This window comes from Streptomyces sp. NPDC050535 (assembly GCF_044457665.1).
Classification (GTDB): Bacteria; Actinomycetota; Actinomycetes; order Streptomycetales; family Streptomycetaceae; genus Streptomyces.
Genome location: NZ_JBITHE010000009.1, coordinates 279,714 through 302,927 on the forward strand (window position 1 = coordinate 279,714; position 23,214 = coordinate 302,927).

The following is a 23,214-nucleotide window of genomic DNA, read 5'->3' on the forward strand; positions in this document are numbered from 1 at the left end:
TACGTCCGCCGGGTCGCACGGAGTCGGGCGGCTACCCCCAGTCCCACTCGATCCCCAGGATCCCCGGCCGCAGCCGCGGCTCGACAAGGTGCACCGAGCGGTGGTGACCGCTCAGCGTCAGTTCCTGGCGGCCACTGCGCGGAGCCGCCGCCGACTGCTGGGTGAACCGGTGACAGCGCACGGGCAACGTCTCCCCGGTGAACCGCACTTGGAGGGCGTACTGTCCGCCGGCGAAACTGAATCCGCGTGCGTACTCGCCGGACGCCCCGGCGGTGCCGTCGTCGAAGCCGTAACGGAAGAGATAGGTGTCTCCGGCGCGCAGTCGGGTGTCGAAGAGCAGCTCGGCCACGAGGATTCCGGTCTCCTGGTGCCACCGAACCCGCCCCGTACGGCAGTTCTCCAGCGGGTGCACCGCCATACGGTCCGGAGCGCACCCCGGGTCGCCATGGTGGACGGCCACATAGCGGTCCACGCCCTCCCGGTGTGCGCGCACTATGTGGTGCGACTCGCGGCCCACCAGCTCGCGCCGCGCTCCGATGCGTACGCATTCGTGGTGGCCGAGGGTGTGCAGCCCGCTGTCGAGGGGCGACTCCAACTCGCCCAGGAGCCGCTCCAGGACGCCGGAGGCCTCCACGAGCGAGCGGTACGAACGGCCGGCGGTGCGATCCGCGGGGGAGGGTTCGTCGGCCTTGACGAGCAGCCGGATCAGCGAATCGTCCGGAAGTTGCAGGATCTCCTCCAGGGCGCGGACGGCCCGCAGCGACTCGGGGCGTTGTGGGCGCCGGGCGCCCTGCTGCCAGTAACTCAGGCTGGTCACACCGACCTTGACCCCGTACCGCGACAGGTGGTGCTGTACCCGCTGCAGGGGCAGCCCGCGGGCGGCGATCGCGGCGCGCAGCGCGATGTGGAAGGGGCCGCCGCGCAGGGCGGTCTCCAGTTCCTCCGTGGCGAGGTCCGCGTGCTGTGTGCCGTGCCGCATACAGGGGCCTTTCTGTGAATGCTCACAACGGCTGGTCAGGCCGCTCGTGCGGGTGAGGCCGCCGGGTCGGCGCGCGGGGGCTGTTCACGCGCGCGTGTGGCCGTTCGCGGCCCAAGTTCCACCGCATTGAAGCGTGTTGACCAGGCCGGGACAACACCTGACGCGCAACGTGCATCTCAGCTGCCGCGTGAACCCCCGACCGACCTCTCCTGCCCCAGCAGCCCCATGGACTCCCACAAGCCCCTCCCGTCACACTGGCCCCCTGCTCCCCTGGTGTCTCCACCCCTCCCGCATGGGGAGGCAGGCGCGACGCCGCGCGGGTTCTTCTTCGACGGACGGGAGCGGGAGGTTCTCGCCCTCATGGCCGAGTGCCCCTCCGAGGCGGTCGTCGGCCGACGGCTGTGGGTCACCGAGGACACCATCGAGAAATCACGTCCGCGGCGGGCTGGGCAAACCGCGCATTCCGGAAGCCTCCGGCGACCACCGCCGCGTCCTGGCCGTGCTCACGTTCCTCGAATCGTGAGACCCCCCGGCTCGATCTGTCCACAGGCGGGGCCGGGACGCCGCCGCGCTGTCAGCCCTCGCCAGTAGGGTGTGAGACATGGCCGACCCCTCCAGCTACCGCCCCAAGCCGGGACAGATCCCGGAGTCTCCCGGGGTGTACAAATTCCGCGACGAGCACCGCCGGGTGATCTACGTCGGGAAGGCGAAAAGTCTCCGCCAGCGCCTGGCCAACTACTTCCAGGACCTGGCGAGCCTCCACCCGCGCACCCGCACGATGGTCACCACCGCCGCGTCCGTGGAGTGGACGGTCGTGTCCACGGAGGTCGAGGCCCTTCAGCTGGAGTACTCCTGGATCAAGGAGTTCGACCCCCGGTTCAACGTCAAGTACCGCGACGACAAGAGCTATCCGTACCTCGCGGTGACCATGAACGAGGAGTTCCCGCGCGTCCAGGTGATGCGCGGCCACAAACGCAAGGGCGTGCGCTACTTCGGCCCCTACGGACACGCCTGGGCGATCCGCGACACCGTGGACCTGCTGCTGCGCGTCTTCCCCGTGCGCACCTGCTCCGCCGGCGTCTTCAAGAACGCTGTCCGCACCGGCCGCCCCTGCCTCCTCGGCTACATCGGCAAATGCTCCGCCCCCTGCGTCGGGCGTGTCTCCGAGGACGAACACCGGGATCTGGCCGAGGAGTTCTGCGACTTCATGGCAGGGCGTACGGGGACGTACCTCCGCCGCCTCGAAAGGCAGATGACGGACGCCGCCGAGGAGATGGAGTACGAGCGGGCGGGCCGCCTGCGCGACGACATCGAGGCCCTGAAGAAGGCCATGGAGAAGAGCGCGGTCGTGCTCGCCGACGCGACCGACGCCGACCTGATCGCCGTCGCGGAGGACGAGCTGGAGGCGGCCGTGCAGATCTTCCACGTGCGCGGCGGACGCGTGCGCGGCCAGCGCGGCTGGGTCACGGACAAGGTGGAGGCCGTCACCACCGGTGACCTCGTCGAACACGCGATCCAGCAGCTCTACGGCGAGGAGACAGGCGACTCCGTCCCCAAGGAAGTGCTCGTCCCCGCGCTGCCCGAACCGACGGAGCCCGTCCAGGAGTGGCTGACCGAGCGCCGCGGCGCCATCGTCTCCCTGCGCATCCCGCAGCGCGGCGACAAGAAGGCGCTCATGGAGACGGTGCGCCGCAACGCGCAGCAGTCGCTCGTCCTGCACAAGACCAAGCGCGCCTCCGACCTGACCACCCGCTCGCGGGCCCTGGAGGAGATCGCCGAAGCCCTCGAACTGGACAGCGCGCCCCTGCGCATCGAGTGCTACGACATCTCGCACCTCCAGGGCGACGACGTGGTGGCCTCGATGGTCGTCTTCGAGGACGGCCTCCAGCGCAAGAGCGAGTACCGGCGCTTCCAGATCAAGGGCTTCGAGGGGCAGGACGACGTCCGGTCCATGCACGAGGTGATCACCCGCCGCTTCCGGCGCTACATCGCCGAGAAGGAGAAGACGGGGGAGTGGGCGGACGGCGAGACCGCGCTCACCGAGGACGACGGGCGCCCCAAGCGCTTCGCCTACCCCCCGCAGCTCGTCGTCGTCGACGGCGGCCAGCCGCAGGTCGCGGCCGCCAAGAAGGCCCTGGACGAGCTCGGCATCGACGACATCGCCGTGTGCGGCCTCGCCAAGCGCCTGGAAGAGGTGTGGCTGCCGGACGACGACAACCCGGTGGTCCTGCCCCGCACCAGCGAGGGGCTCTACCTGCTCCAGCGCGTCCGTGACGAGGCGCACCGGTTCGCGATCACCTACCAGCGCGCCAAGCGGGCCAAGCGCTTCAGGGCGGGCCCTCTGGACGACGTGCCGGGGCTGGGCGAGACACGCAAACAGGCGCTGATCAAGCACTTCGGTTCGGTGAAGAAGCTGCGATCCGCGACAATCGACCAGATCTGCGAGGTTCCCGGCATAGGCCGTAAAACGGCCGAGACGATCGCCGTGGCCCTCGCCCAGGCGGCCCCGGCCGCTCCCGCCGTGAACACGGCTACTGGAGAGATCATGGAAGACGAGGAAGACGGGGCGCCCGAAACGACGGCGGACTCCCCGGAGGAGCCCGTGACCGCGGGCGCCTCGGACAAGCGACGGGGGCAGGAGACATGACCGAGAACGAACGCCAGGAACACGAACCGAAGACCGACGACGACCAGGAGAACGGGCCGCAGCCCGACAGCGGCGCGGACACCGCTGACAGCGCACAGGAGAGTACGACGATGGACACGGCCGCGGTGCCCGAGACCGCCATCCCCGAGCTGGTGATCATTTCGGGGATGTCCGGTGCCGGACGGTCGACGGCGGCCAAGTGTCTGGAGGACCTCGGCTGGTTCGTCGTCGACAACCTGCCGCCCGCGCTGATCCCCACCATGGTGGAGCTCGGCGCCCGCTCCCAGGGCAACGTGGCCAGGATCGCGGTCGTCGTCGACGTACGAGGCCGCCGCTTCTTCGACAACCTCCGCGAATCGCTCGCCGACCTGGCGTCCAAGCACGTCACCCGGCGGATCGTCTTCCTGGAGTCCTCCGACGAGGCCCTGGTGCGCCGCTTCGAGTCGGTGCGCCGCCCGCACCCCCTCCAGGGCGACGGCCGCATCGTGGACGGCATCGACGCCGAGCGCGAACTGCTGCGCGAGCTGCGCGGCGACGCCGACCTGGTGATCGACACCTCCAGCCTGAACGTGCACGAGCTGCGCGCCAAGATGGACGCCCAGTTCGCCGGCGAGGAGGAGCCCGAGCTGCGGGCCACCGTGATGTCCTTCGGCTTCAAGTACGGCCTTCCGGTCGACGCCGACCTGGTGGTGGACATGCGCTTCCTGCCGAACCCGCACTGGGTTCCGGAGCTGCGCCCCTTCAACGGCCTCAACGAGGAGGTCTCGGCGTACGTCTTCAACCAGCCGGGCGCCAAGGAGTTCCTCGACCGCTACGCCGAGCTGCTCCAGCTCATCGCGGCCGGATACCGCCGTGAGGGCAAGCGGTATGTGACCATCGCGGTCGGCTGCACCGGCGGCAAGCACCGCTCGGTCGCCACCTCCGAGAAGCTCGCCGCCCGCCTCGTCTCCCAGGGCGTGGAGACGGTGGTCGTGCACCGGGACATGGGCCGCGAGTGACCGGACGTGCCGCTCTGCGGCTGAGCAGGCTGCGCCGGGTGGCCTCCGAGGGCCAGAGCGGCAAGCCCGCCGTGGCGCGCGGTGCCAAGCCGCGCCGCCGCGGCACCCAGCCCAAGGTCGTCGCCCTCGGCGGCGGCATGGGCCTGTCCGCCTCGCTCACCGCGTTGCGCCGGATCACGGGTGACCTCACGGCCGTCGTCACCGTGGCCGACGACGGCGGCTCCAGCGGGCGCCTGCGCGAAGAACTGGGCGTGCTCCCGCCCGGCGACCTGCGCAAGGCCCTGGCCGCGCTCTGCGGCGACGACGACTGGGGCCAGACCTGGGCCCGGGTCATCCAGCACCGCTTCCAGTCCAAGGGCGACCTGCACGAGCACGCGGTGGGCAATCTGCTGATCGTCGCCCTGTGGGAGCAGCTCGGTGACCATGTCCAGGCCCTGGACCTGGTGGGCAGGCTGCTGGGCGCGCACGGCCGCGTGCTGCCCATGTCCGCCGTACCCCTGGAGCTCCAGGCCCTGGTCAAGGGACACGACCCGGACCGGCCCGAGGACGTCGACACCGTGCGTGGCCAGGCCACCGTGGCGCTCACGCCCGGCGAGGTGCAGTCCGTGCACGTCGTGCCGCACGACCCGCCCGCCGTCCCCGAGGCCGTCGCCGCGGTCCTCGACGCGGACTGGGTGGTGCTCGGCCCCGGCTCCTGGTTCTCCTCGGTGATCCCCCATCTGCTCGTGCCCGACCTGCTCGACGCGCTCATCCAGACCAAGGCCCGCCGGGTACTCTCCCTGAACCTCGCGCCGCAGCCCGGAGAAACCGATGGCTTCTCCCCGCAGCGTCATTTGGAGGTTTTGGGACGACACGCCCCTAAACTCGCCCTGGACGTGGTGCTGGCCGACGAGGCCGCCGTGCCCGACCGCGATTTGCTCACCGATGCCGCCAAGCGGCTCGGCGCCGCGGTCGAGCTGGCGCCGGTGGCCCGGACCGACGGTAGCCCGAGGCACGACCCGGAGCTGTTGGCCGCCGCGTACGACCGTATTTTTCGGATGCATGGAAGGATCGGCCCATGGCGATGACGGCAGCGGTGAAGGACGAGATTTCCCGGCTTCCCGTCACCCGGACCTGCTGCAGAAAGGCGGAGGTCTCCGCCATTCTGCGGTTCGCCGGCGGCCTCCACCTGGTGAGCGGCCGGATTGTGATCGAGGCGGAGCTGGACACCGCGATGGCGGCGCGCCGGCTGAAGCGCGACATTCTGGAGATCTTCGGCCACAGTTCCGAACTGATCGTGATGGCACCCGGCGGTCTGCGCCGCGGCTCCCGCTACGTGGTGCGGGTCGTCGCGGGCGGCGACCAGCTGGCCCGCCAGACAGGGCTCGTCGACGGCCGCGGCCGTCCCATCCGCGGGCTGCCCCCGCAGGTGGTCTCGGGGGCCACCTGCGACGCCGAGGCGGCCTGGCGGGGGGCGTTCCTGGCGCACGGCTCGCTCACCGAGCCGGGTCGCTCGTCCTCCCTGGAGGTGACCTGCCCCGGCCCCGAGGCGGCGCTCGCCCTGGTCGGCGCGGCTCGCAGGCTCCAGATCGCGAGCAAGGCCCGCGAGGTCCGCGGCGTGGACCGGGTGGTCGTACGGGACGGCGACGCGATCGGGGCGCTGCTCACCCGCCTCGGTGCCCACGAGTCGGTGCTGGCCTGGGAGGAGCGGCGGATGCGCCGCGAGGTCCGCGCCACGGCCAACCGGCTCGCCAACTTCGACGACGCCAACCTGCGCCGCTCGGCCCGCGCCGCGGTCGCCGCGGGGGCCCGGGTGCAGCGAGCGCTGGAGATCCTCGCCGACGAGGTGCCGGAGCATCTCGCGGCAGCCGGCCGGCTGCGGATGGACCACAAGCAGGCCTCCCTGGAGGAGCTGGGCGCGCTCGCCGACCCGCCGCTGACCAAGGACGCCGTGGCGGGCCGTATCCGCCGACTGCTGGCGATGGCCGACAAGCGGGCCCAGGACCTCGGCATCCCCGGGACGGAGTCGAACCTCACCGAGGAGATGGCCGACAACATGGCCGTCTGAGCCGCGCGGACAACGTGGCTGGTCGGAGCCGCGTGGACGGTACGGGTGCTCCGAGTCCCCTCGGAGTCGGCGGGACGTCCGAGCACGCGAGGACAACTCGTCGGCTCGGGCGCGTAGTTCATGCAGGGAGCCGCTGGTGCCGAATTCGGCGCCGGCGGCTTTTTGCCCGCACTTGATGCCGTCTTGACATGATCATGGAGCGTGACCAGCCTGGCGTCTGCGCACAGATGTGCCGGACAAACGCAAGGGGGGCTCATGAGACGAAGAGCGAGATCGATCCTCGCTGTAGCCGCACTCATGCTGGGCGGGGCGAGCCTGGCGCCCGTCGCTCAGGCGGAGGGCGGCCGAACGGCCGACCCGGGTGCGGACGCCGTCAAGGTGTTCCACGCCGACGTCACCCAGCAGCAGGTACCCCTGCTGCTGGCGGCCGGTCAGGACGCCCACGAACTCGGCGAGCGGGTGCCGGCGAAGGGCACCGCCGAGGTCGAGGTCTACCTCACCGACAAGCAGGCGGAACAGCTGGAGGACAAGGGCGTCGACCTCACCGAGTACAAGACCTCGGCGAAGGCGCGGGCGCGGGTGGCGGCCGCTGGGGACGGTGTGTACCGCCCGTACAGCGGAGCGGGCAATCTCCAGGAGGAGATCGTCAGGACCGGCCAGGCCCACCCCGGTCTCACCAAGGTCGTCTCCATCGGGAAGACCCTCAAGGGGCAGGACATCCTGGCGCTCAAGCTCACCAAGGGCGCCAGGAAGACCAAGGACGGCGCCAAGCCGTCCGTGCTGTACATGTCCAACCAGCACGCCCGTGAGTGGATCACGCCCGAGATGACGCGGCGTCTGATGCACTATTACCTGGACAACTATTCGACGGACAAGCGTGTCAAGAAGATCGTCGACTCGACCGAGCTGTGGTTCGTCATCTCGGCGAACCCCGACGGCTACGACTGGACGTTCGACCCCGCCGGTGACCGCCAGTGGCGCAAGAACATGCGTGACGTGAACGGCGACGGCGCCATCACCACCGGCGACGGCGTCGACCTCAACCGCAACTTCGCCTACAAGTGGGGCTACGACAACGAGGGTTCGTCCCCCAACCCCACCAGCGAGACCTATCGCGGCGCGAGCCCCGGCTCCGAGCCCGAGACCAAGGCGATCGACGCCTTCGAGAAGCGCATCGGCTTCACGTACGGCATCAACTACCACTCCGCGGCCGAGCTGATCCTCTACGGAGTCGGCTGGCAGGTGGCGACCCCGAGCCCGGACGACGTGCTGTACGAGGCTCTCGCCGGTACGCCCGAGAACCCCGCGATCCCCGGTTACCGCCCGCAGGTCTCCTCCGAGCTGTACACGACGAACGGTGAGGCCGACGGCCACGCCTCCAACGTCAACGGCCTGGCGATGTACACCCCCGAGATGTCGACCTGCCAGACCGCGTCGAACCTCGACCCGAACGACGCCTGGAACGCGGCGGACTGCGCGTCCGTCTTCACCTTCCCGGACGACGAGAAGCTGATCCAGCAGGAGTTCGCGAAGAACGTCCCGTTCGCGCTCTCCGTCGCCGAGACCGCCGTCCACCCCGACAAGCCCTCCTCCTCGCTCGGTCTCGAAGCCGCCGACTTCACCCCGGCCGCCTTCGCCACCTCGTACTCCCGCGGCGCCGACCAGGAGATCTCCGTGGTCGTACGGAGGTCCGTCCGCGACAAGGAGCTCAAGTACCGCGTCAACGGCGGCCGTACGTGGGACCAGGCGCTCAAGCCGTGGAAGGGCGGCGAGACCTTCGGAGGCGAGGACAACCTCTACTTCGACGAGTACCGCGCCCCCGTCCAGGACGGCGTCCCGGGCGACAAGGTCGAGGTCTGGTTCACCGGAGAGACGAAGAGCGGAAAGCCCACCTCCAGCGAGCACTTCACGTACACCATCGCCGAACGGCCCCGCGCCGACACCCTCGTGGTCGCCGAGGAGACCACCACGGCCGCCCAGACGCAGACGTACGTCGACGCGCTCAAGGCCAACGGCCGCAAGCCCCTCGTCTGGGACGTCGCGACGCAGGGCGCGCCCGACGCGCTCGGTGTGCTCGGCCACTTCGGGACGGTCGTCCACTACACCGGCGCCGACCGCCCCGGCTACACCACCCAGCTCCAGTTGCGCGCCTACCTCAACGAGGGCGGCAAGCTGATCGAGGCGGGCGAGCAGGCCGGCGGCAGCGTCGCCCTGCCCGGTGCCGTGACGAACGACTTCAGCCAGTACTACCTGGGCGCCTACTCCCGTACGACCACTCCCGCCGCCACCGCCTTCACCGGCTCGGGCAAGCTCGCCGGCGCCGGCGGAGCGCTCAGCGGCGCGCCCGGCAACCCGCTCAACGCGGCGGGGGCGTACAGCGTCACCTCGGACAACCTGCCGGCCACCACGTTCCCGCAGTTCGCGAGCGCGGGCGCGGGACAGTACCCGGGCACCGTCAATCCGTACGGTCCCTACGAAGGCACGTCCATGGCGGCCGTCACGCACTCCGACTACGCCTGGAACCGGCTCACCCGCACCATCGACCTCACCGGGGTGAGCGCGGCCGACGCGCCCACCCTGCGCACGCAGCTGCTGTGGGACACCGAGGAGGCCTACGACCACGCCGTGCTCGAGGCCCACACGGCCGGGGCCGACGACTGGACGACGCTCCCCGACAAGGGCGGCGCCACCAGCACCGCCGTACCCGTCGAATGCGAAGCGGGGTACTTCATCAAGGCGCACCCCGCCCTCACCCGGTACCTCACCCGTGGCGACGACGCCTGCACGCCCACCGGCACCAGCGGGTCCTGGAACAGCTTCACCGGAGCCTCCGACGGATGGCAGGAGGTCAACTTCGACCTCTCCGCCTACGCCGGAAAGACGGTGGAGGTGTCGCTGAGCTACATCACCGACCCGGGCTCGGGCGGCCACGGTGTCCTCGCCGACAACGCCTCCGTCGTCATCGGCGGCACGGCGGGCGCGGTCGAGGGCTTCGAGACCTCGCTCGGCGCCTGGAGCGTCCCCGGACCGCCCGCGGGCAGCCCCGCGGTCACCAAGGACTGGGGGCTCTCGGGTGAGCTCTTCAAGACGTACGGAGCGGTCACCACGGACGACACCGTGCTGCTGGGCTTCGGCCTGGAGCACGTCACCGCGGCGGCCGACCGAACGGCCCTCATCGGGAAGGCGCTGGCCGCACTGCGCGGCTGAATCGACGTGACGATCACGTGAACACGGCGGGCGGTCCGTACCCCTACTGGCGGGTACGGACCGCCCTGCCGTGTATGGGGCATCTCGATGTCACCCCGGGAGCCTCAGGGAGGTAGGGTCGTAACCGGTCGGGGACATCCCATACAACTCGCCGGCATCTGAGCCGGCGTACCAACGAGGAGATCGGTTCGTGACGATCCGCGTAGGCATCAACGGCTTTGGCCGCATCGGTCGTAACTACTTCCGCGCGCTGCTGGAGCAGGGTGCTGACATCGAGATCGTGGCTGTCAACGACCTGGGTGACACCGCGACCACTGCTCATCTTCTGAAGTACGACACCATCCTGGGCCGACTCAAGGCCGAGGTGTCGCACACCGCCGACACGATCACCGTCGACGGCCGCACCATCAAGGTGCTCTCCGAGCGCAACCCCGCCGACATCCCGTGGGGCGACCTCGGCGTCGACATCGTCATCGAGTCGACCGGCATCTTCACCAAGAAGGCCGACGCCGAGAAGCACATCGCGGGCGGCGCCAAGAAGGTCCTCATCTCGGCTCCGGCCAAGGACGAGGACATCACCATCGTGATGGGCGTCAACCAGGACAAGTACGACGCGGCCAACCACCACATCATCTCCAACGCCTCCTGCACCACCAACTGTGTGGCGCCGATGGCGAAGGTTCTCGACGAGAACTTCGGCATCGTCAAGGGCCTGATGACGACGGTCCACGCGTACACGAACGACCAGCGCATCCTGGACTTCCCGCACTCGGACCTGCGCCGCGCCCGTGCCGCCGCCGAGAACATCATCCCGACCACGACGGGTGCCGCCAAGGCCACCGCCCTGGTCCTCCCGCAGCTCAAGGGCAAGCTCGACGGCATCGCGATGCGCGTCCCGGTCCCGACCGGTTCCGCCACCGACCTCGTCGTGACGCTCCAGCGCGAGGTCACCAAGGACGAGGTCAACGCGGCGTTCAAGAAGGCCTCCGAGGACGGCGACCTCAAGGGCTACCTGACGTACACCGAGGACCCGATCGTCTCCTCGGACATCGTCGGCGACCCGGCCTCCTGCACCTTCGACTCCTCCCTGACCATGGTCCAGGAGGGCACCTCGGTGAAGATCCTCGGCTGGTACGACAACGAGTGGGGCTACTCCAACCGCCTCGTCGACCTCACGGTCTTCGTCGGCGGCCAGCTCTGATTCCCAGAGCAGGCACCTCGATGTGAGGACAGGGCCCGGGCAGCGCACAGCATCGCTGCCCGGGCCCTGTCCCACGTCGTGATCGATCAGCCCTCTCCGGATTGAAAGAGCCTCCCTAGGAGTCCAGTTATGAAGACGATCGACGAACTTCTCGCCGAAGGCGTGGACGGCAAGCGGGTCTTCGTCCGCGCCGACCTGAACGTGCCGCTGGCCGACGGCCTCATCACCGACGACGGCCGCATCCGGGCCGTCCTGCCGACCGTCAAGGCGCTGGCCGAGGCGGGCGCCAAGGTGATCGTCGCCTCGCACCTCGGCCGCCCCAAGGGCGCCCCGGACCCGGCGTTCTCGCTGCTGCAGCCCGCCGAACGGCTCGCCGAACTCCTCGGCACCCCGGTCGCGTTCGCCCAGGACACCGTCGGCCCCGCCGCCCACGACGCGGTGAACGGCCTCCAGCCCGGCCAGGTCGCGGTCATCGAGAACCTGCGCTTCAACGCCGGCGAGACGGCCAAGGACGACACCGAGCGCGGCGAGTTCGCGGACCAGCTGGCCGCCCTGGCCGACGTCTACGTGGGCGACGGTTTCGGCGCGGTGCACCGCAAGCACGCCTCCGTGTACGACCTCCCGGCGCGCCTTCCGCACTACGCGGGCTACCTCATCGCCACCGAGGTCGGTGTCCTGAAGAAGCTCACCGACGACGTCGAGCGCCCCTACGTGGTCGCGCTCGGCGGCTCCAAGGTCTCCGACAAGCTGGCGGTCATCGACCAGCTGCTCGGCAAGGCCGACAAGCTGCTCGTCGGCGGCGGCATGGTGTTCACCTTCCTGAAGGCCAAGGGGTACGAGGTCGGCACCTCCCTTCTCCAGGAGGACCAGATCCCGGTCGTCAAGGAGTACATCGAGCGCGCCGAGAAGAACGGCGTCGAGCTGATCCTCCCGGTCGACGTGGTGGTGGCTCCGCAGTTCCCGGACCTGAAGACGAAGGCCCCCTCCAACCCCACCACCGTCGCCGCGGACGCCATCCCGGCAGACCAGCTCGGTCTCGACATCGGTCCCGAGTCCCGCAAGCTCTACGCCTCGAAGCTCGCCGACGCGGCCACCGTCTTCTGGAACGGTCCGATGGGCGTCTTCGAGCACCCCGACTACGCCGAGGGCACCAAGGCGGTCGCCCAGGCCCTTCTCGACTCCCCGGCCTTCACGGTCGTCGGCGGTGGCGACTCCGCCGCGGCCGTCCGCATCCTGGGCTTCGACGAGACGGCATTCGGCCACATTTCGACCGGCGGCGGCGCCTCCCTCGAATACCTCGAGGGCAAGACGCTCCCCGGCCTTGCCGCACTGGAGGACTGACCTACATGAGTACGCGCACGCCGCTGATGGCGGGCAACTGGAAGATGAACCTCAACCACCTCGAGGCCATCGCGCACGTCCAGAAGCTCGCTTTCGCCCTGGCCGACAAGGACTACGAGGCCTGTGAGGTCGCCGTCCTGCCGCCCTTCACCGATCTGCGCTCCGTACAGACCCTGGTCGACGGCGACAAGCTCAAGATCAAGTACGGCGCACAGGACGTCTCGGCGCAGGACTCCGGTGCCTACACCGGCGAGATCTCCGGTCCGATGCTGGCCAAGCTCAAGTGCACGTACGTGGCGATCGGCCACTCCGAGCGCCGCCAGTACCACTACGAGACCGACGAGATCGTCAACGCCAAGGTGAAGGCCGCCCACAAGTACGGCCTGACCCCGATCCTGTGCGTCGGCGAGGAGCTCGACGTCCGCGAGGCGGGCAACCACGTCACGCACACGCTCAGCCAGGTCGAGGGCGGTCTCAAGGACGTCCCCGCCGAGCAGGCCGAGTCGATCGTGATCGCGTACGAGCCCGTCTGGGCCATCGGCACCGGCAAGGTCTGTGGCGCCGACGACGCGCAGGAGGTCTGCGCGGCGATCCGCGGCAAGCTCGCCGAGCTGTACTCGCAGGAAGTGGCCGACGCCGTCCGCATCCAGTACGGCGGCTCGGTGAAGTCCGGGAACGTCGCGGAGATCATGGCGAAGCCCGACATCGACGGCGCGCTGGTCGGCGGTGCCTCCCTGGACGCCGACGAGTTCGTCAAGATCGTCCGCTTCCGCGACCAGTGAGCCGAAGGCTCGCGGCCGCGAGTATGCGGTAGCGACGATCCGTCGTACCCTAGCGGGGGCCAGGTGGGCGACCACCCGGCCCCCGTCGTCCGTCCAGTTCCGAGGAAGTTGGTCCAGCCGTGGTTATGGGGTTCTCGATCGCCCTGATCGTCTTCAGCGGCCTGTTGATGCTGCTGGTGCTGATGCACAAGGGCAAGGGCGGCGGCCTCTCCGACATGTTCGGTGGCGGCATGCAGTCGTCCGTCGGTGGCTCCTCGGTCGCCGAGCGCAACCTCGACCGCATCACTGTCGTGGTCGGTCTGCTCTGGTTCGCGTGCATCGTCACGCTCGGCATCCTGATGAAGGTCAACAACTGACCGCTGGCCCACATCGGCCGGTACACATCGGCACAACTGCATACTACGCACGCACTTTGCGCACGTAAGGCCCCATGTTCGGTACGCGACGGAAATCGCGGCCTATCATGGGGCTTGCGTCTAGGGGCGGGGGTGTAACTCCAATCACTGGACGCGCGTTGGGCCTTACGTAGACTGAGGCGCTCGCGGCGAAGCGTCACGCCGACTCGTTTCGCGGCACCATCACGCAGGGAGTTACGACCGTGGCAAGTGGCAACGCGATCCGAGGAAGCCGGGTCGGGGCGGGGCCGATGGGCGAGGCCGAGCGTGGCGAGTCCGCGCCGCGGCTGCGCATCTCCTTCTGGTGCTCCAACGGGCACGAGACGGTGCCCAGCTTCGCCAGCGACGCGCAGGTTCCCGAGACCTGGGACTGCCCGCGCTGCGGCTTTCCCGCCGGACAGGACCAGGAGAACCCGCCGGACCCACCACGCACCGAGCCGTACAAGACGCACCTCGCGTACGTACGGGAGCGGCGCAGCGACGCGGACGGCGAGGCGATCCTCGCCGAGGCCCTCGCCAAACTGCGGGGCGAGATCTAGGAGTTGAGACCGGCCGGGTGCCTTCGGGCGTCCGGCCGGAGCTGTATCGCACGCGGGCCCGACGCGACTGACGCGCGGCTCGCTCCTCCTTCGCGGCTGCTGTGACGCGCCCGGCTGCCGCGAGCGGGTCGGCATCTCCGCGGCCGCGTTGTCCGCACTCGCCGTCGCCTCGCTGATACCTGGGTGTCTGCCGGACGTATCTGTTGTTGAGCCGGATGACGGTGCTACGGCAGCTCACGTCAGGCCCTGATCAATTAGGTTGGGACCGGCAGCGGGGCAAGGTACGCAGCAGCACAGGCAGGAAGAAGGCGGAAGTCCGAGATGAACGCAGAAAGCCGTACCAGGCTCAATCAGACGCCTGAGTGGACCGCACTGGGCACGCACCGCGAGGAGCTCGCGGAGACCCGTCTGCGTGACCTGTTCACGGCGGATCCCGGGCGCGGAAGCGGATACACGCTGGAGGTCGGCGATCTGCATGTCGACTACTCCAAGCACCTGGTCAACGACGAGACACTGAGGCTGCTGCGCGAGTTGGCCGCGGCGACCGACGTCTTCGGGCTGCGGGACGCCATGTTCCGCGGCGACAGGATCAACACCACCGAGGACCGCGCGGTGCTGCACACCGCGCTGCGCGCCCCGCGCGAGGCGGTCGTCGAGGTCGACGGGGAGAACGTCGTCCCCGCCGTGCACGCGGTCCTCGACAGGATGACCGACTTCGCCGGGCAGGTCCGCTCGGGCAAGTGGACCGGGCACACCGGCGAGCGCATCAGGAATGTCGTCAACATCGGCATCGGCGGTTCCGACCTCGGTCCGGCGATGGCGTACGAGGTGCTGCGTTCCTTCACCGACCGCGGTCTCACGGTCCGCTTCGTGTCGAACGTGGACGGTGCCGACCTCCACGAGGCCGTGCGGGACCTGGACGCCGCGGAGACGCTGTTCGTCATCGCCTCGAAGACGTTCACCACGATCGAGACGATCACCAACGCGACCTCGGCCAGGAACTGGCTGCTGACCGAGCTGAAGGCCGATCAGGAAGCCGTCGCCAAGCACTTCGTGGCGCTGTCGACCAACGCGGAGAAGGTGTCGGACTTCGGTATCGACACGGCGAACATGTTCGGGTTCTGGGACTGGGTCGGCGGGCGGTACTCGTTCGACTCGGCGATCGGTCTGTCGCTGATGATCGCGATCGGTCCGGACCGGTTCCGCGAGCTGCTCGACGGTTTCCATCTGGTCGACGAGCACTTCCGTACCGCGCCCGCCGAGTCCAACGCACCTCTGCTGCTGGGCCTGTTGGGCGTCTGGTACGGCAACTTCTTCGACGCCCAGTCGCACGCGGTGCTGCCGTACTCGCACTACCTGTCCAGGTTCACCGCCTACCTGCAGCAGCTGGACATGGAGTCCAACGGCAAGTCCGTGGACCGGGACGGTCATCCCGTGGAGTGGCAGACCGGTCCGGTGGTGTGGGGCACGCCCGGCACCAACGGGCAGCACGCCTACTACCAGCTCATCCACCAGGGCACGAAGCTGATCCCGGCCGACTTCATCGGCTTCGCGGAGCCTGTCGGCGAGCTGAGCGACGAACTCAAGGCCCAGCACGACCTGTTGATGGCGAACTTCTTCGCGCAGACGCAGGCACTGGCCTTCGGCAAGACGCCGGAGGAGGTGCGGGCGGAGGGTGTGCCCGAGGAACTGGTGCCGCACAAGACGTTCAAGGGTGACCACCCGACGACGACGATCCTCGCGCGTGAGCTGACGCCGTCGGTTCTGGGTCAGCTGATCGCCCTCTACGAGCACAAGGTGTTCGTCCAGGGCGCGATCTGGAACATCGACTCCTTCGACCAGTGGGGGGTCGAGCTCGGCAAGGTGCTGGCCAAGCGGATCGAGCCGGCGTTGGCCGACGGGGCGGATGTGCCGGGGCTGGACGCGTCGACCACGGCGCTCGTGGCCAAGTACCGGGAGCTGCGGGGGCGGTAGCGGGGGTGTTATTTCGCCCCCTCCGCCCCTGCCCGTCCCGTCCCTGGAGGCTGCGTCCCCAGACCCCCCTGTCGCGCTTCGCGCTCGTCCTCAAACGCCGGACGGGCTAGAGATCTCTAGCCCGTCCGGCGTTTCTCGCTGAGTCGGATCCCTACGCCGAAGCCGGCGGGTACAGCTCTCGCGGCAGCTGTGACGCCGCTGCCGCGTCCAGGAGCCACAGGGTGCGGGAGCGGCCCTGGGCGCCTGCGGCCGGGGCCTGTACCTCGCCCGCGCCCGACAGGGCGATCGCGGCGGCCTCGGCCTTGTCCTCGCCCGCCGCGAGCAGCCACACCTCACGTGCGGAGCGGATCGCGGGGAGGGTGAGGGAGATGCGGGTCGGCGGAGGCTTGGGGGCGCCGTGGACGCCGACCACCGTGCGTTCGGTCTCCCGTACCGCGGGCAGCTCGGGGAAGAGCGAGGCCACGTGGGTGTCGGGGCCGACGCCCAGCATCAGGACGTCGAAAGCCGGGACGGGGCTGTGGTTCTCCGGGAGGGCGGCCTTCGCGAGTTCCGCCGCGTACGCCTCCGCGGCGGCGTCCACGTCGGAGCCGTACGGGCCGTCCGAGGCGGGCATCGCGTGCACGCGGGCGGGATCCAGCGGCACGGAGTCCAGGAGTGCCGCACGGGCCTGCGTGTCGTTGCGGTCCGGGTCGCCCTCGGGCAGGAACCGCTCGTCGCCCCACCACAGGTCCAGCCGCGCCCAGTCGACGGCGTCCCGGGCGGGAGCCGAACTCAGCGCCGCCAGGAGGCCGTTGCCGTTGCGGCCGCCCGTGAGCACGATCGAGGCGTGGCCGCGCGAGGCCTGCGCGTCCACGATCTTCGTGATCAGCCGGGCCGCGGCGGCCTGGGCCATCAGCTCCTTGTCGCGGTGGACGACCAGTTGCGGAGTGTTCACTTGGCCGCCGTCCCCTTCGCCGGGGGCATCTGCGCCGGAGTCGGACGGTTGCCGGCCGCCGCCGCGGACGGCGTCCTCGAAGCCGAGTCCGCCACGGCGGACGCCGGAGTCCGGGTGGGCAGTGGAGACCTGTCCCCGGTCGAATGGGCGCCGCCCAGCCGGTCCACCCCGAACCGCAGCGCCGACGCGTACGTGTCGTCCGGGTCGAGCCGCCGCAGTTCCTCGGCCATCAGCTCGGACGTCTCGCGGCGCTTGAGCGCCACCGCGCGGTCCGGCTGGCCGTCCAGCGTCAGGGTGGCCATCGTGCCGTCCGGCCGCTGAAGCGCCACGGGACCGCCGGTCGTCTCCATGCGCACCTGGGTCAGCCCGGGACCGGCGGAGACCCCGCGCCGTACGTGCACATGCAGCCGGTCGGCGAGCCACATGGCCAGCAGTTCGACGCTCGGGTTGAACTCCTCGCCCGTCACCTCCGCGGAGATGACCTCGCAGTCCACCTGGTCGAGGGCGGCGGCCAGCATGGAGCGCCAGGGGGTGATCCGGGCCCACGCCAGGTCGGTGTCGCCCGGCTCGTAGTTCTCGGCGCGGGAGCGCAGCTCCTCGACGGGCCTGACCGCGGAGTAGCTGTCGGTGACCCGGCGCTGGCCGAGCGCCCCCAGCGGGTCCTTGGCCGGGTCGCGCGGGGAGCCCACCGGCCACCAGACCACGACCGGGGCGTCCGGCAGCAGCAGGGGGAGCGCGACGGACTGGGAGTGGTCCGCGACCTCGCCGTAGAGCCGCAGTACGACCGTCTCGCCGGTGCCCGCGTCCGCACCGACCCGTACCTCGGCGTCGAGGCGGGACTTCGTGCGGTCGCGGGGCGAGCGGGAGACGCGCTTGACGACCACGAGTTTGCGCGAGGGGTGCTCGCGCGAGGCGTCGTTTGCGGCCCTCAGGGCGTCGTAGGCGTTCTCCTCGTCCGTGACGATGACGAGGGTGAGCACCATGCCGACGGCTGGGGTGCCGATGGCACGGCGGGCCTGCACGAGCGCCTTGTTGATCTTGCTGGCCGTGGTGTCCGTGAGGTCTATTTTCATGGGCGCCGCCAGCTCCGTCCGTCTCGCTCGAGCATTTCGTCCGCCTCGACGGGGCCCCAGGTGCCCGAGGGGTACTGGGCGGGCTTGCCGTGCTTGTCCCAGTACTGCTCGATCGGGTCGAGGATCTTCCAGGAGAGCTCGACCTCCTCCGTGCGCGGGAAGAGGTTGGAGTCGCCCAGCAGGACGTCCAGGATCAGGCGCTCGTACGCCTCGGGGCTCGACTCCGTGAAGGACTCGCCGTACGCGAAGTCCATCGAGACGTCCCGGATCTCCATGGAGGTGCCGGGGACCTTGGAGCCGAAGCGGACCGTGATGCCCTCGTCGGGCTGGACGCGGATGACGATCGCGTTCTGGCCCAGCTCCTCCGTCGCCGTGTGGTCGAAGGGGGAGTGCGGGGCGCGCTGGAACACGACGGCGATCTCGGTGACACGCCGGCCGAGACGCTTGCCGGTGCGGAGGTAGAAGGGGACCCCGGCCCAGCGGCGGTTGTCCACCTCGACCTTGACCGCTGCGTAGGTGTCGGTCTTCGACTTGGGGTCGATACCGTCTTCCTGGAGGTAGCCGACGGCCTTCTCGCCGCCCTGCCAGCCTTCCGCGTACTGACCGCGGACCGTGTCCCTGCCCAGGTCCTTCGGCAGTTTCACGGCGCCGAGCACCTTGGTCTTCTCGGCGGCGAGCGCGTCCGCGTCGAAGGCGGCGGGCTCCTCCATCGCGGTCAGCGCCAGCAGCTGGAGCAGGTGGTTCTGGATGACGTCACGGGCGGCGCCGATACCGTCGTAGTACCCGGCCCGGCCGCCGATCCCGATGTCCTCGGCCATCGTGATCTGCACGTGGTCGACGTACGACCGGTTCCAGATCGGCTCGAACATCTGGTTGGCGAAGCGGAGCGCCAGGATGTTCTGGACGGTCTCCTTGCCGAGGTAGTGGTCGATACGGAAGACCTGGTCCGGGGCGAAGACGTCCTCGACGGTCGAGTTGAGCTCCTCGGCCGACTTGAGGTCGTGCCCGAAGGGCTTCTCGATGACCGCGCGGCGCCAGGAGCCCTTGGGCTGGTCGGCGAGGTGGTGCTTCTTCAGCTGCTTGATGACCACCGGGAAGGCGGACGGCGGCACGGACAGGTAGAAGGCGAAGTTGCCGCCCGTGCCCTGCGCCTTGTCCAGCTCGTCGATGGTGGTACGCAGCCGCTCGAAGGAGTCGTCGTCGTCGAAGGTGCCCTGCACGAAGCGCATGCCCTGGACGAGCTGCTGCCAGACCTCCTCGCGGAAGGGCGTACGGGCGTGTTCCTTGACCGCGTCGTGGACCTCCTGTGCGAAGTCCTCGTCGGCCCATTCGCGCCGGGCGAAGCCGACGAGCGAGAAGCCCGGTGGCAGCAGACCCCGATTGGCGAGGTCGTACACGGCGGGCATCAGCTTTTTACGTGACAAATCGCCCGTGACGCCGAAGATGACCAGGCCCGACGGCCCCGCGATACGCGGGAGCCGTCGGTCTGCGGGGTCACGCAGCGGGTTGCTGCTTGACAAGATTTCAGCCCTCCGAGGGGGCGAGGCGCTTGAGCTCCGCCTCTGTCGACTTGAGCAGGTCGTTCCAGGCCGCCGCGAACTTCTCGACGCCCTCGTCCTCCAGGAGCTGGACCACGTCGTCGTAGGCGATCCCGAGCTTCTCGACGGCGTCGAGTTCGGCGCGGGACTGCTCGTACGTACCGGCGATGGTGTTGCCGGTGATCCGGCCGTGGTCCTCGGTGGCCTCGAGAGTGGCCTCCGGCATGGTGTTCACCGTGTTCGGCGCGACCAGGTCGTCGACGTACAGGGTGTCCTTGTAGGCCTTGTCCTTGACGCCGGTCGAGGCCCACAGCGGGCGCTGCTTGTTGGCCTGCGCCTTGTCGAGGGCGTTCCAGCGGTCGGAGGAGAAGACCTCCTCGTACGCCTCGTAGGCGAGCCGCGCGTTGGCGAGACCGGCCTTGCCGCGGGCGGCCTTGGCCTCGTCCGTGCCCAGGGCGTCGATCCGCTTGTCGATCTCGGTGTCCACGCGCGACACGAAGAAGGACGCGACCGAGTGGATCTTGGAGAGGTCGAGGCCGGCGGCCTTGGCCTTCTCCAGGCCCGCGAGGTAGGCGTCCATGACCTCGCGGTAGCGGGCCAGCGAGAAGATCAGCGTCACGTTCACGCTGATGCCCTTGCCGATGACCTCGGTGATCGCGGGCAGGCCCGCCGGGGTCGCCGGGATCTTGATGAGGGTGTTGGGGCGGTCCACCAGCCAGGCGAGCTGCTTGGCCTCGGCGACGGTCGCCAGCGTGTTGTTGGCCAGCCGCGGGTCGACCTCGATCGAGACCCGGCCGTCCTGGCCCTGCGTCGCGTCGAAGACCGGGCGCAGGATGTCGGCGGCGTCACGGACGTCCGCCGTCGTGATCATGCGGATGGCCTCTTCGACGGTGACCCTGCGGGCGGCGAGCTCGGTGAGCTGCTGGTCGTAACCGTCGCCCTGCGAGATGGCCTTCTGGAAGATCGACGGGTTGGTGGTGACGCCCACGACGTGCTGCTGGTCGATCAGTTCGGCGAGATTGCCGGACGTGATCCGCTTGCGCGACAGGTCGTCCAGCCAGATCGCGACGCCTTCTTCGGAGAGGCGCTTGAGTGCGTCTGTCATGGAAATTGCATCTCCTACGTGTCGTGTTTCAGCGTCAGCGCTGGGCTGCGGCGATCGATTCCCGGGCGGCGGAGGCGACGTTCTCGGCAGTGAAACCGAATTCGCGGAAGAGGACCTTGCCATCGGCGGAAGCACCGAAGTGCTCCAGCGAAACAATGCGTCCCGCGTCCCCGACGAACCGGTGCCAGGTGAGACCGATACCGGCCTCCACCGAGACCCGCGCCCTCACCGAGGGCGGCAGGACGCTGTCCCGGTACCCCTGGTCCTGCTCGTCGAACCACTCCACGGACGGCATCGACACGACCCGCGTCGGGACACCGTCGGCCTGGAGCCGCTCACGCGCCTCGACGGCGACGTGCACCTCGGAGCCGGTGCCGATGAGGATGACCTCGGGTGAACCGCCCTCGGCCTCGAACAGCACGTAACCGCCCTTGGCGGCGTCCTCGTTGGCCTCGTACGTCGGTACGCCCTGGCGGGTCAGCGCGAGGCCGTGCGGGGCGCCCTCGCCGAACACCTTGGTGTAGCGCCTGAGGATCTCACGCCAGGCGATCACGGTCTCGTTGGCGTCCGCGGGGCGGACGACGTTCAGGCCGGGGATCGCGCGCAGCGAGGCCAGGTGCTCGACCGGCTGGTGGGTCGGTCCGTCCTCGCCGAGGCCGATGGAGTCGTGCGTCCAGACGTACGTGACCGGCGCGTGCATCAGAGCGGACAGGCGGACGGCGTTGCGCATGTAGTCGGAGAACACCAGGAAGGTGCCGCCGTAGACGCGGGTGTTGCCGTGCAGCGCGATGCCGTTCATCTCGGCGGCCATCGAGTGCTCGCGGATACCGAAGTGGACCGTTCGGCCGTACGGGTCCGCCTCCGGCAGCGGGTTGTCCGCAGGCAGGAAGGAGCTCGTCTTGTCGATGGTCGTGTTGTTCGAGCCGGCCAGGTCGGCGGAACCGCCCCACAGCTCGGGGATGACGGGGCCGAGGGCCTGGAGCACCTTGCCGGAGGCGGCACGGGTGGCGACAGCCTTGCCGGTCTCGAAGGCCGGAAGCTTCGACTCCCAGCCCTTGGGCAGCTCGCCCGCGGCGATGCGGTCGAACTCGGCGGCGCGCTCGGGGTTCGAGGTGCGCCAGGCGGCGAAGCCCTTCTCCCACTCGGCCTTGGCCTCGCGGCCGCGGTCATGGGCCTGCCGGGTGTGCGCGAGGACCTCGTCGGCGACCTCGAAGGTCTTCTCCGGGTCGAAGCCCAGGACGCGCTTGGTGGCCGCGACCTCGTCGTCGCCGAGCGCCGAGCCGTGCGCGGCCTCGGTGTTCTGCGCGTTCGGGGCGGGCCAGGCGATGATCGAGCGCATCGCGATGAACGACGGCTTGTCCGTGACCGCCTTGGCGGCCTCGATCGCGTCGTAGATGGCGTGCGGGTCGAGGTCGCCGTCCGGCTTCGGAGCGATCCGCTGCACGTGCCAGCCGTACGCCTCGTACCTCTTGACGGTGTCCTCGGAGACCGCGGTCTCCGTGTCGCCCTCGATCGAGATGTGGTTGTCGTCCCACAGCAGGATCAGGTTGCCGAGCTGCTGGTGACCCGCCATCGAGGACGCCTCGGCGGAGATGCCCTCCTGGAGGCAGCCGTCACCGGCGATCGCGAAGATGAAGTGGTCGAACGGGGACTCGCCCTGCGGGGCGTCCGGGTCGAACAGGCCGCGCTCGTAGCGGGTGGCCATCGCCATGCCCACCGCGTTGGCGACGCCCTGGCCCAGCGGGCCGGTCGTCGTCTCCACGCCGGGGGTGTGCCCGTACTCGGGGTGTCCGGGCGTCCTGCTGCCCCACGTCCTGAAGGCCTTCAGATCGTCCAGCTCCAGGCCGAAACCGGCGAGGTAGAGCTGGGTGTAGAGGGTCAGGGACGAGTGGCCCGCGGACAGCACGAAGCGGTCGCGTCCGGTCCAGTCGGGGTCCGCCGGGTCGTGCCGCATCACCTTCTGGAAGAGGGTGTACGCGGCAGGCGCCAGGCTCATGGCCGTACCGGGATGGCCGTTACCGACCTTCTGTACGGCATCGGCGGCCAGGACGCGGGCGGTGTCAACGGCCCGCTGGTCCAACTCGGTCCACTCGAGGTCTGCGGTGGTCGGCTTGGTGCTCACCCTGGGTCAGGGCTCCTCTCCACATGGTCCACATGTTGCATTGCCGGCGCGCGTGCGCCCGCCGGCCGTTGTCGAGCCTACCCCCGGGAGTACGTGCGTTTTTTCGAGTCATTCCAGACTGCCGGGAGTCTCAGGGATCCGCCTCCCGGCCGGTCCGTTCCGTATTCGGCAAGTGAATACGGAGCCGCTCGTCCGAGTGCTCAATCGAGCTCTGTCACGTCCGTCACGAGCGCGTCGGTACGCCCCGGGTGCGATGCCTTCCAACACGACCCACCCCCGCGAATGTCGGGGTATGGGCAACGTCTACAGTGGCGTGGTACGCGCGAGCCTTT

17 protein-coding genes and 1 pseudogene are annotated in these 23,214 nt (G+C 69.5%); 12 read left to right on the forward strand and 6 right to left on the reverse strand.

Annotated elements, in window-relative coordinates; all coding sequences use genetic code 11:
• Window positions 1-31 precede the first annotated feature (31 nt).
• Window positions 32-979, reverse strand: coding sequence for a hypothetical protein (locus ACIBLC_RS22110; RefSeq protein WP_399212789.1), 948 nt, complete (start codon window positions 977-979; stop codon window positions 32-34).
• Window positions 980-1,315: 336 nt separating this feature from the next.
• On the opposite strand from ACIBLC_RS22110, the pseudogene ACIBLC_RS22115 reads away from it, so the two are divergent.
• The 12 genes and pseudogenes from ACIBLC_RS22115 to pgi form a co-directional block, all read left to right on the forward strand.
• Window positions 1,316-1,502 (forward strand): annotated as a pseudogene (locus ACIBLC_RS22115) (DNA-binding response regulator); the annotation flags it as partial.
• A gap of 78 nt (window positions 1,503-1,580) precedes the next feature.
• Window positions 1,581-3,626: an excinuclease ABC subunit UvrC gene (gene uvrC / locus ACIBLC_RS22120; protein WP_399212791.1), complete on the forward strand. Its 2,046-nt coding sequence runs from the start codon at window positions 1,581-1,583 to the stop codon at window positions 3,624-3,626.
• A complete protein-coding gene (rapZ, locus tag ACIBLC_RS22125; RefSeq protein ID WP_399212792.1) occupies window positions 3,623-4,624 on the forward strand; it encodes an RNase adapter RapZ in 1,002 nt (333 codons plus the stop codon). Before uvrC ends, rapZ begins: the two co-directional genes overlap by 4 nt.
• Window positions 4,621-5,691 (forward strand): uridine diphosphate-N-acetylglucosamine-binding protein YvcK, encoded by a 1,071-nt coding sequence (gene yvcK, locus ACIBLC_RS22130; protein WP_399212793.1) that lies wholly within the window; start codon window positions 4,621-4,623, stop codon window positions 5,689-5,691. Before rapZ ends, yvcK begins: the two co-directional genes overlap by 4 nt.
• Window positions 5,682-6,671 (forward strand): DNA-binding protein WhiA, encoded by a 990-nt coding sequence (whiA, locus tag ACIBLC_RS22135; RefSeq protein ID WP_365428073.1) that lies wholly within the window; start codon window positions 5,682-5,684, stop codon window positions 6,669-6,671. The genes yvcK and whiA overlap by 10 nt, the downstream gene beginning before the upstream one ends.
• Window positions 6,672-6,926: 255 nt before the next feature.
• Window positions 6,927-9,878 (forward strand): M14 family zinc carboxypeptidase, encoded by a 2,952-nt coding sequence (locus ACIBLC_RS22140; RefSeq protein ID WP_399212794.1) that lies wholly within the window; start codon window positions 6,927-6,929, stop codon window positions 9,876-9,878.
• Between the two features lie 190 nt (window positions 9,879-10,068).
• Entirely contained in the window at window positions 10,069-11,079 is a 1,011-nt protein-coding gene (gene gap, locus ACIBLC_RS22145) for a type I glyceraldehyde-3-phosphate dehydrogenase (protein WP_399212795.1), read from the forward strand.
• Between the two features lie 129 nt (window positions 11,080-11,208).
• On the forward strand, window positions 11,209-12,420 hold the full coding sequence (locus tag ACIBLC_RS22150; protein WP_399212796.1) for a phosphoglycerate kinase: 1,212 nt from the start codon (window positions 11,209-11,211) through the stop codon (window positions 12,418-12,420).
• 5 nt (window positions 12,421-12,425) lie between these two features.
• Window positions 12,426-13,202 (forward strand): triose-phosphate isomerase, encoded by a 777-nt coding sequence (gene tpiA / locus ACIBLC_RS22155; RefSeq protein WP_399212797.1) that lies wholly within the window; start codon window positions 12,426-12,428, stop codon window positions 13,200-13,202.
• Window positions 13,203-13,327: 125 nt separating this feature from the next.
• Window positions 13,328-13,558, forward strand: a complete 231-nt coding sequence (gene secG / locus ACIBLC_RS22160; protein WP_383682287.1) for a preprotein translocase subunit SecG — start codon at window positions 13,328-13,330, stop codon at window positions 13,556-13,558.
• Window positions 13,559-13,800: 242 nt separating this feature from the next.
• Entirely contained in the window at window positions 13,801-14,136 is a 336-nt protein-coding gene (locus tag ACIBLC_RS22165; RefSeq protein ID WP_399212799.1) for an RNA polymerase-binding protein RbpA, read from the forward strand.
• A 321-nt stretch (window positions 14,137-14,457) separates the two neighbouring features.
• Window positions 14,458-16,110 (forward strand): glucose-6-phosphate isomerase, encoded by a 1,653-nt coding sequence (pgi, locus tag ACIBLC_RS22170; protein WP_399212800.1) that lies wholly within the window; start codon window positions 14,458-14,460, stop codon window positions 16,108-16,110.
• Window positions 16,111-16,261: 151 nt separating this feature from the next.
• On the opposite strand, the gene pgl is transcribed toward pgi, so the two are convergent.
• Genes pgl through tkt form a run of 5 tightly spaced genes read right to left on the reverse strand, consistent with a single transcriptional unit; the run spans window position 16,262 to window position 22,882 of the window.
• On the reverse strand, window positions 16,262-17,044 hold the full coding sequence (gene pgl, locus ACIBLC_RS22175) for a 6-phosphogluconolactonase (protein WP_399212801.1): 783 nt from the start codon (window positions 17,042-17,044) through the stop codon (window positions 16,262-16,264).
• Window positions 17,041-18,117 (reverse strand): glucose-6-phosphate dehydrogenase assembly protein OpcA, encoded by a 1,077-nt coding sequence (gene opcA, locus ACIBLC_RS22180; protein ID WP_399212802.1) that lies wholly within the window; start codon window positions 18,115-18,117, stop codon window positions 17,041-17,043. Before opcA ends, pgl begins: the two co-directional genes overlap by 4 nt.
• A complete protein-coding gene (gene zwf / locus ACIBLC_RS22185) occupies window positions 18,114-19,640 on the reverse strand; it encodes a glucose-6-phosphate dehydrogenase (protein WP_399212857.1) in 1,527 nt (508 codons plus the stop codon). The genes opcA and zwf overlap by 4 nt, the downstream gene beginning before the upstream one ends.
• Window position 19,641: 1 nt before the next feature.
• On the reverse strand, window positions 19,642-20,760 hold the full coding sequence (gene tal / locus ACIBLC_RS22190; RefSeq protein ID WP_399212803.1) for a transaldolase: 1,119 nt from the start codon (window positions 20,758-20,760) through the stop codon (window positions 19,642-19,644).
• Between the two features lie 34 nt (window positions 20,761-20,794).
• Complete coding sequence (tkt, locus tag ACIBLC_RS22195; protein ID WP_399212804.1) at window positions 20,795-22,882, reverse strand: transketolase; 2,088 nt, start codon at window positions 22,880-22,882, stop codon at window positions 20,795-20,797.
• Between the last annotated feature and the right edge of the window lie 332 nt (window positions 22,883-23,214).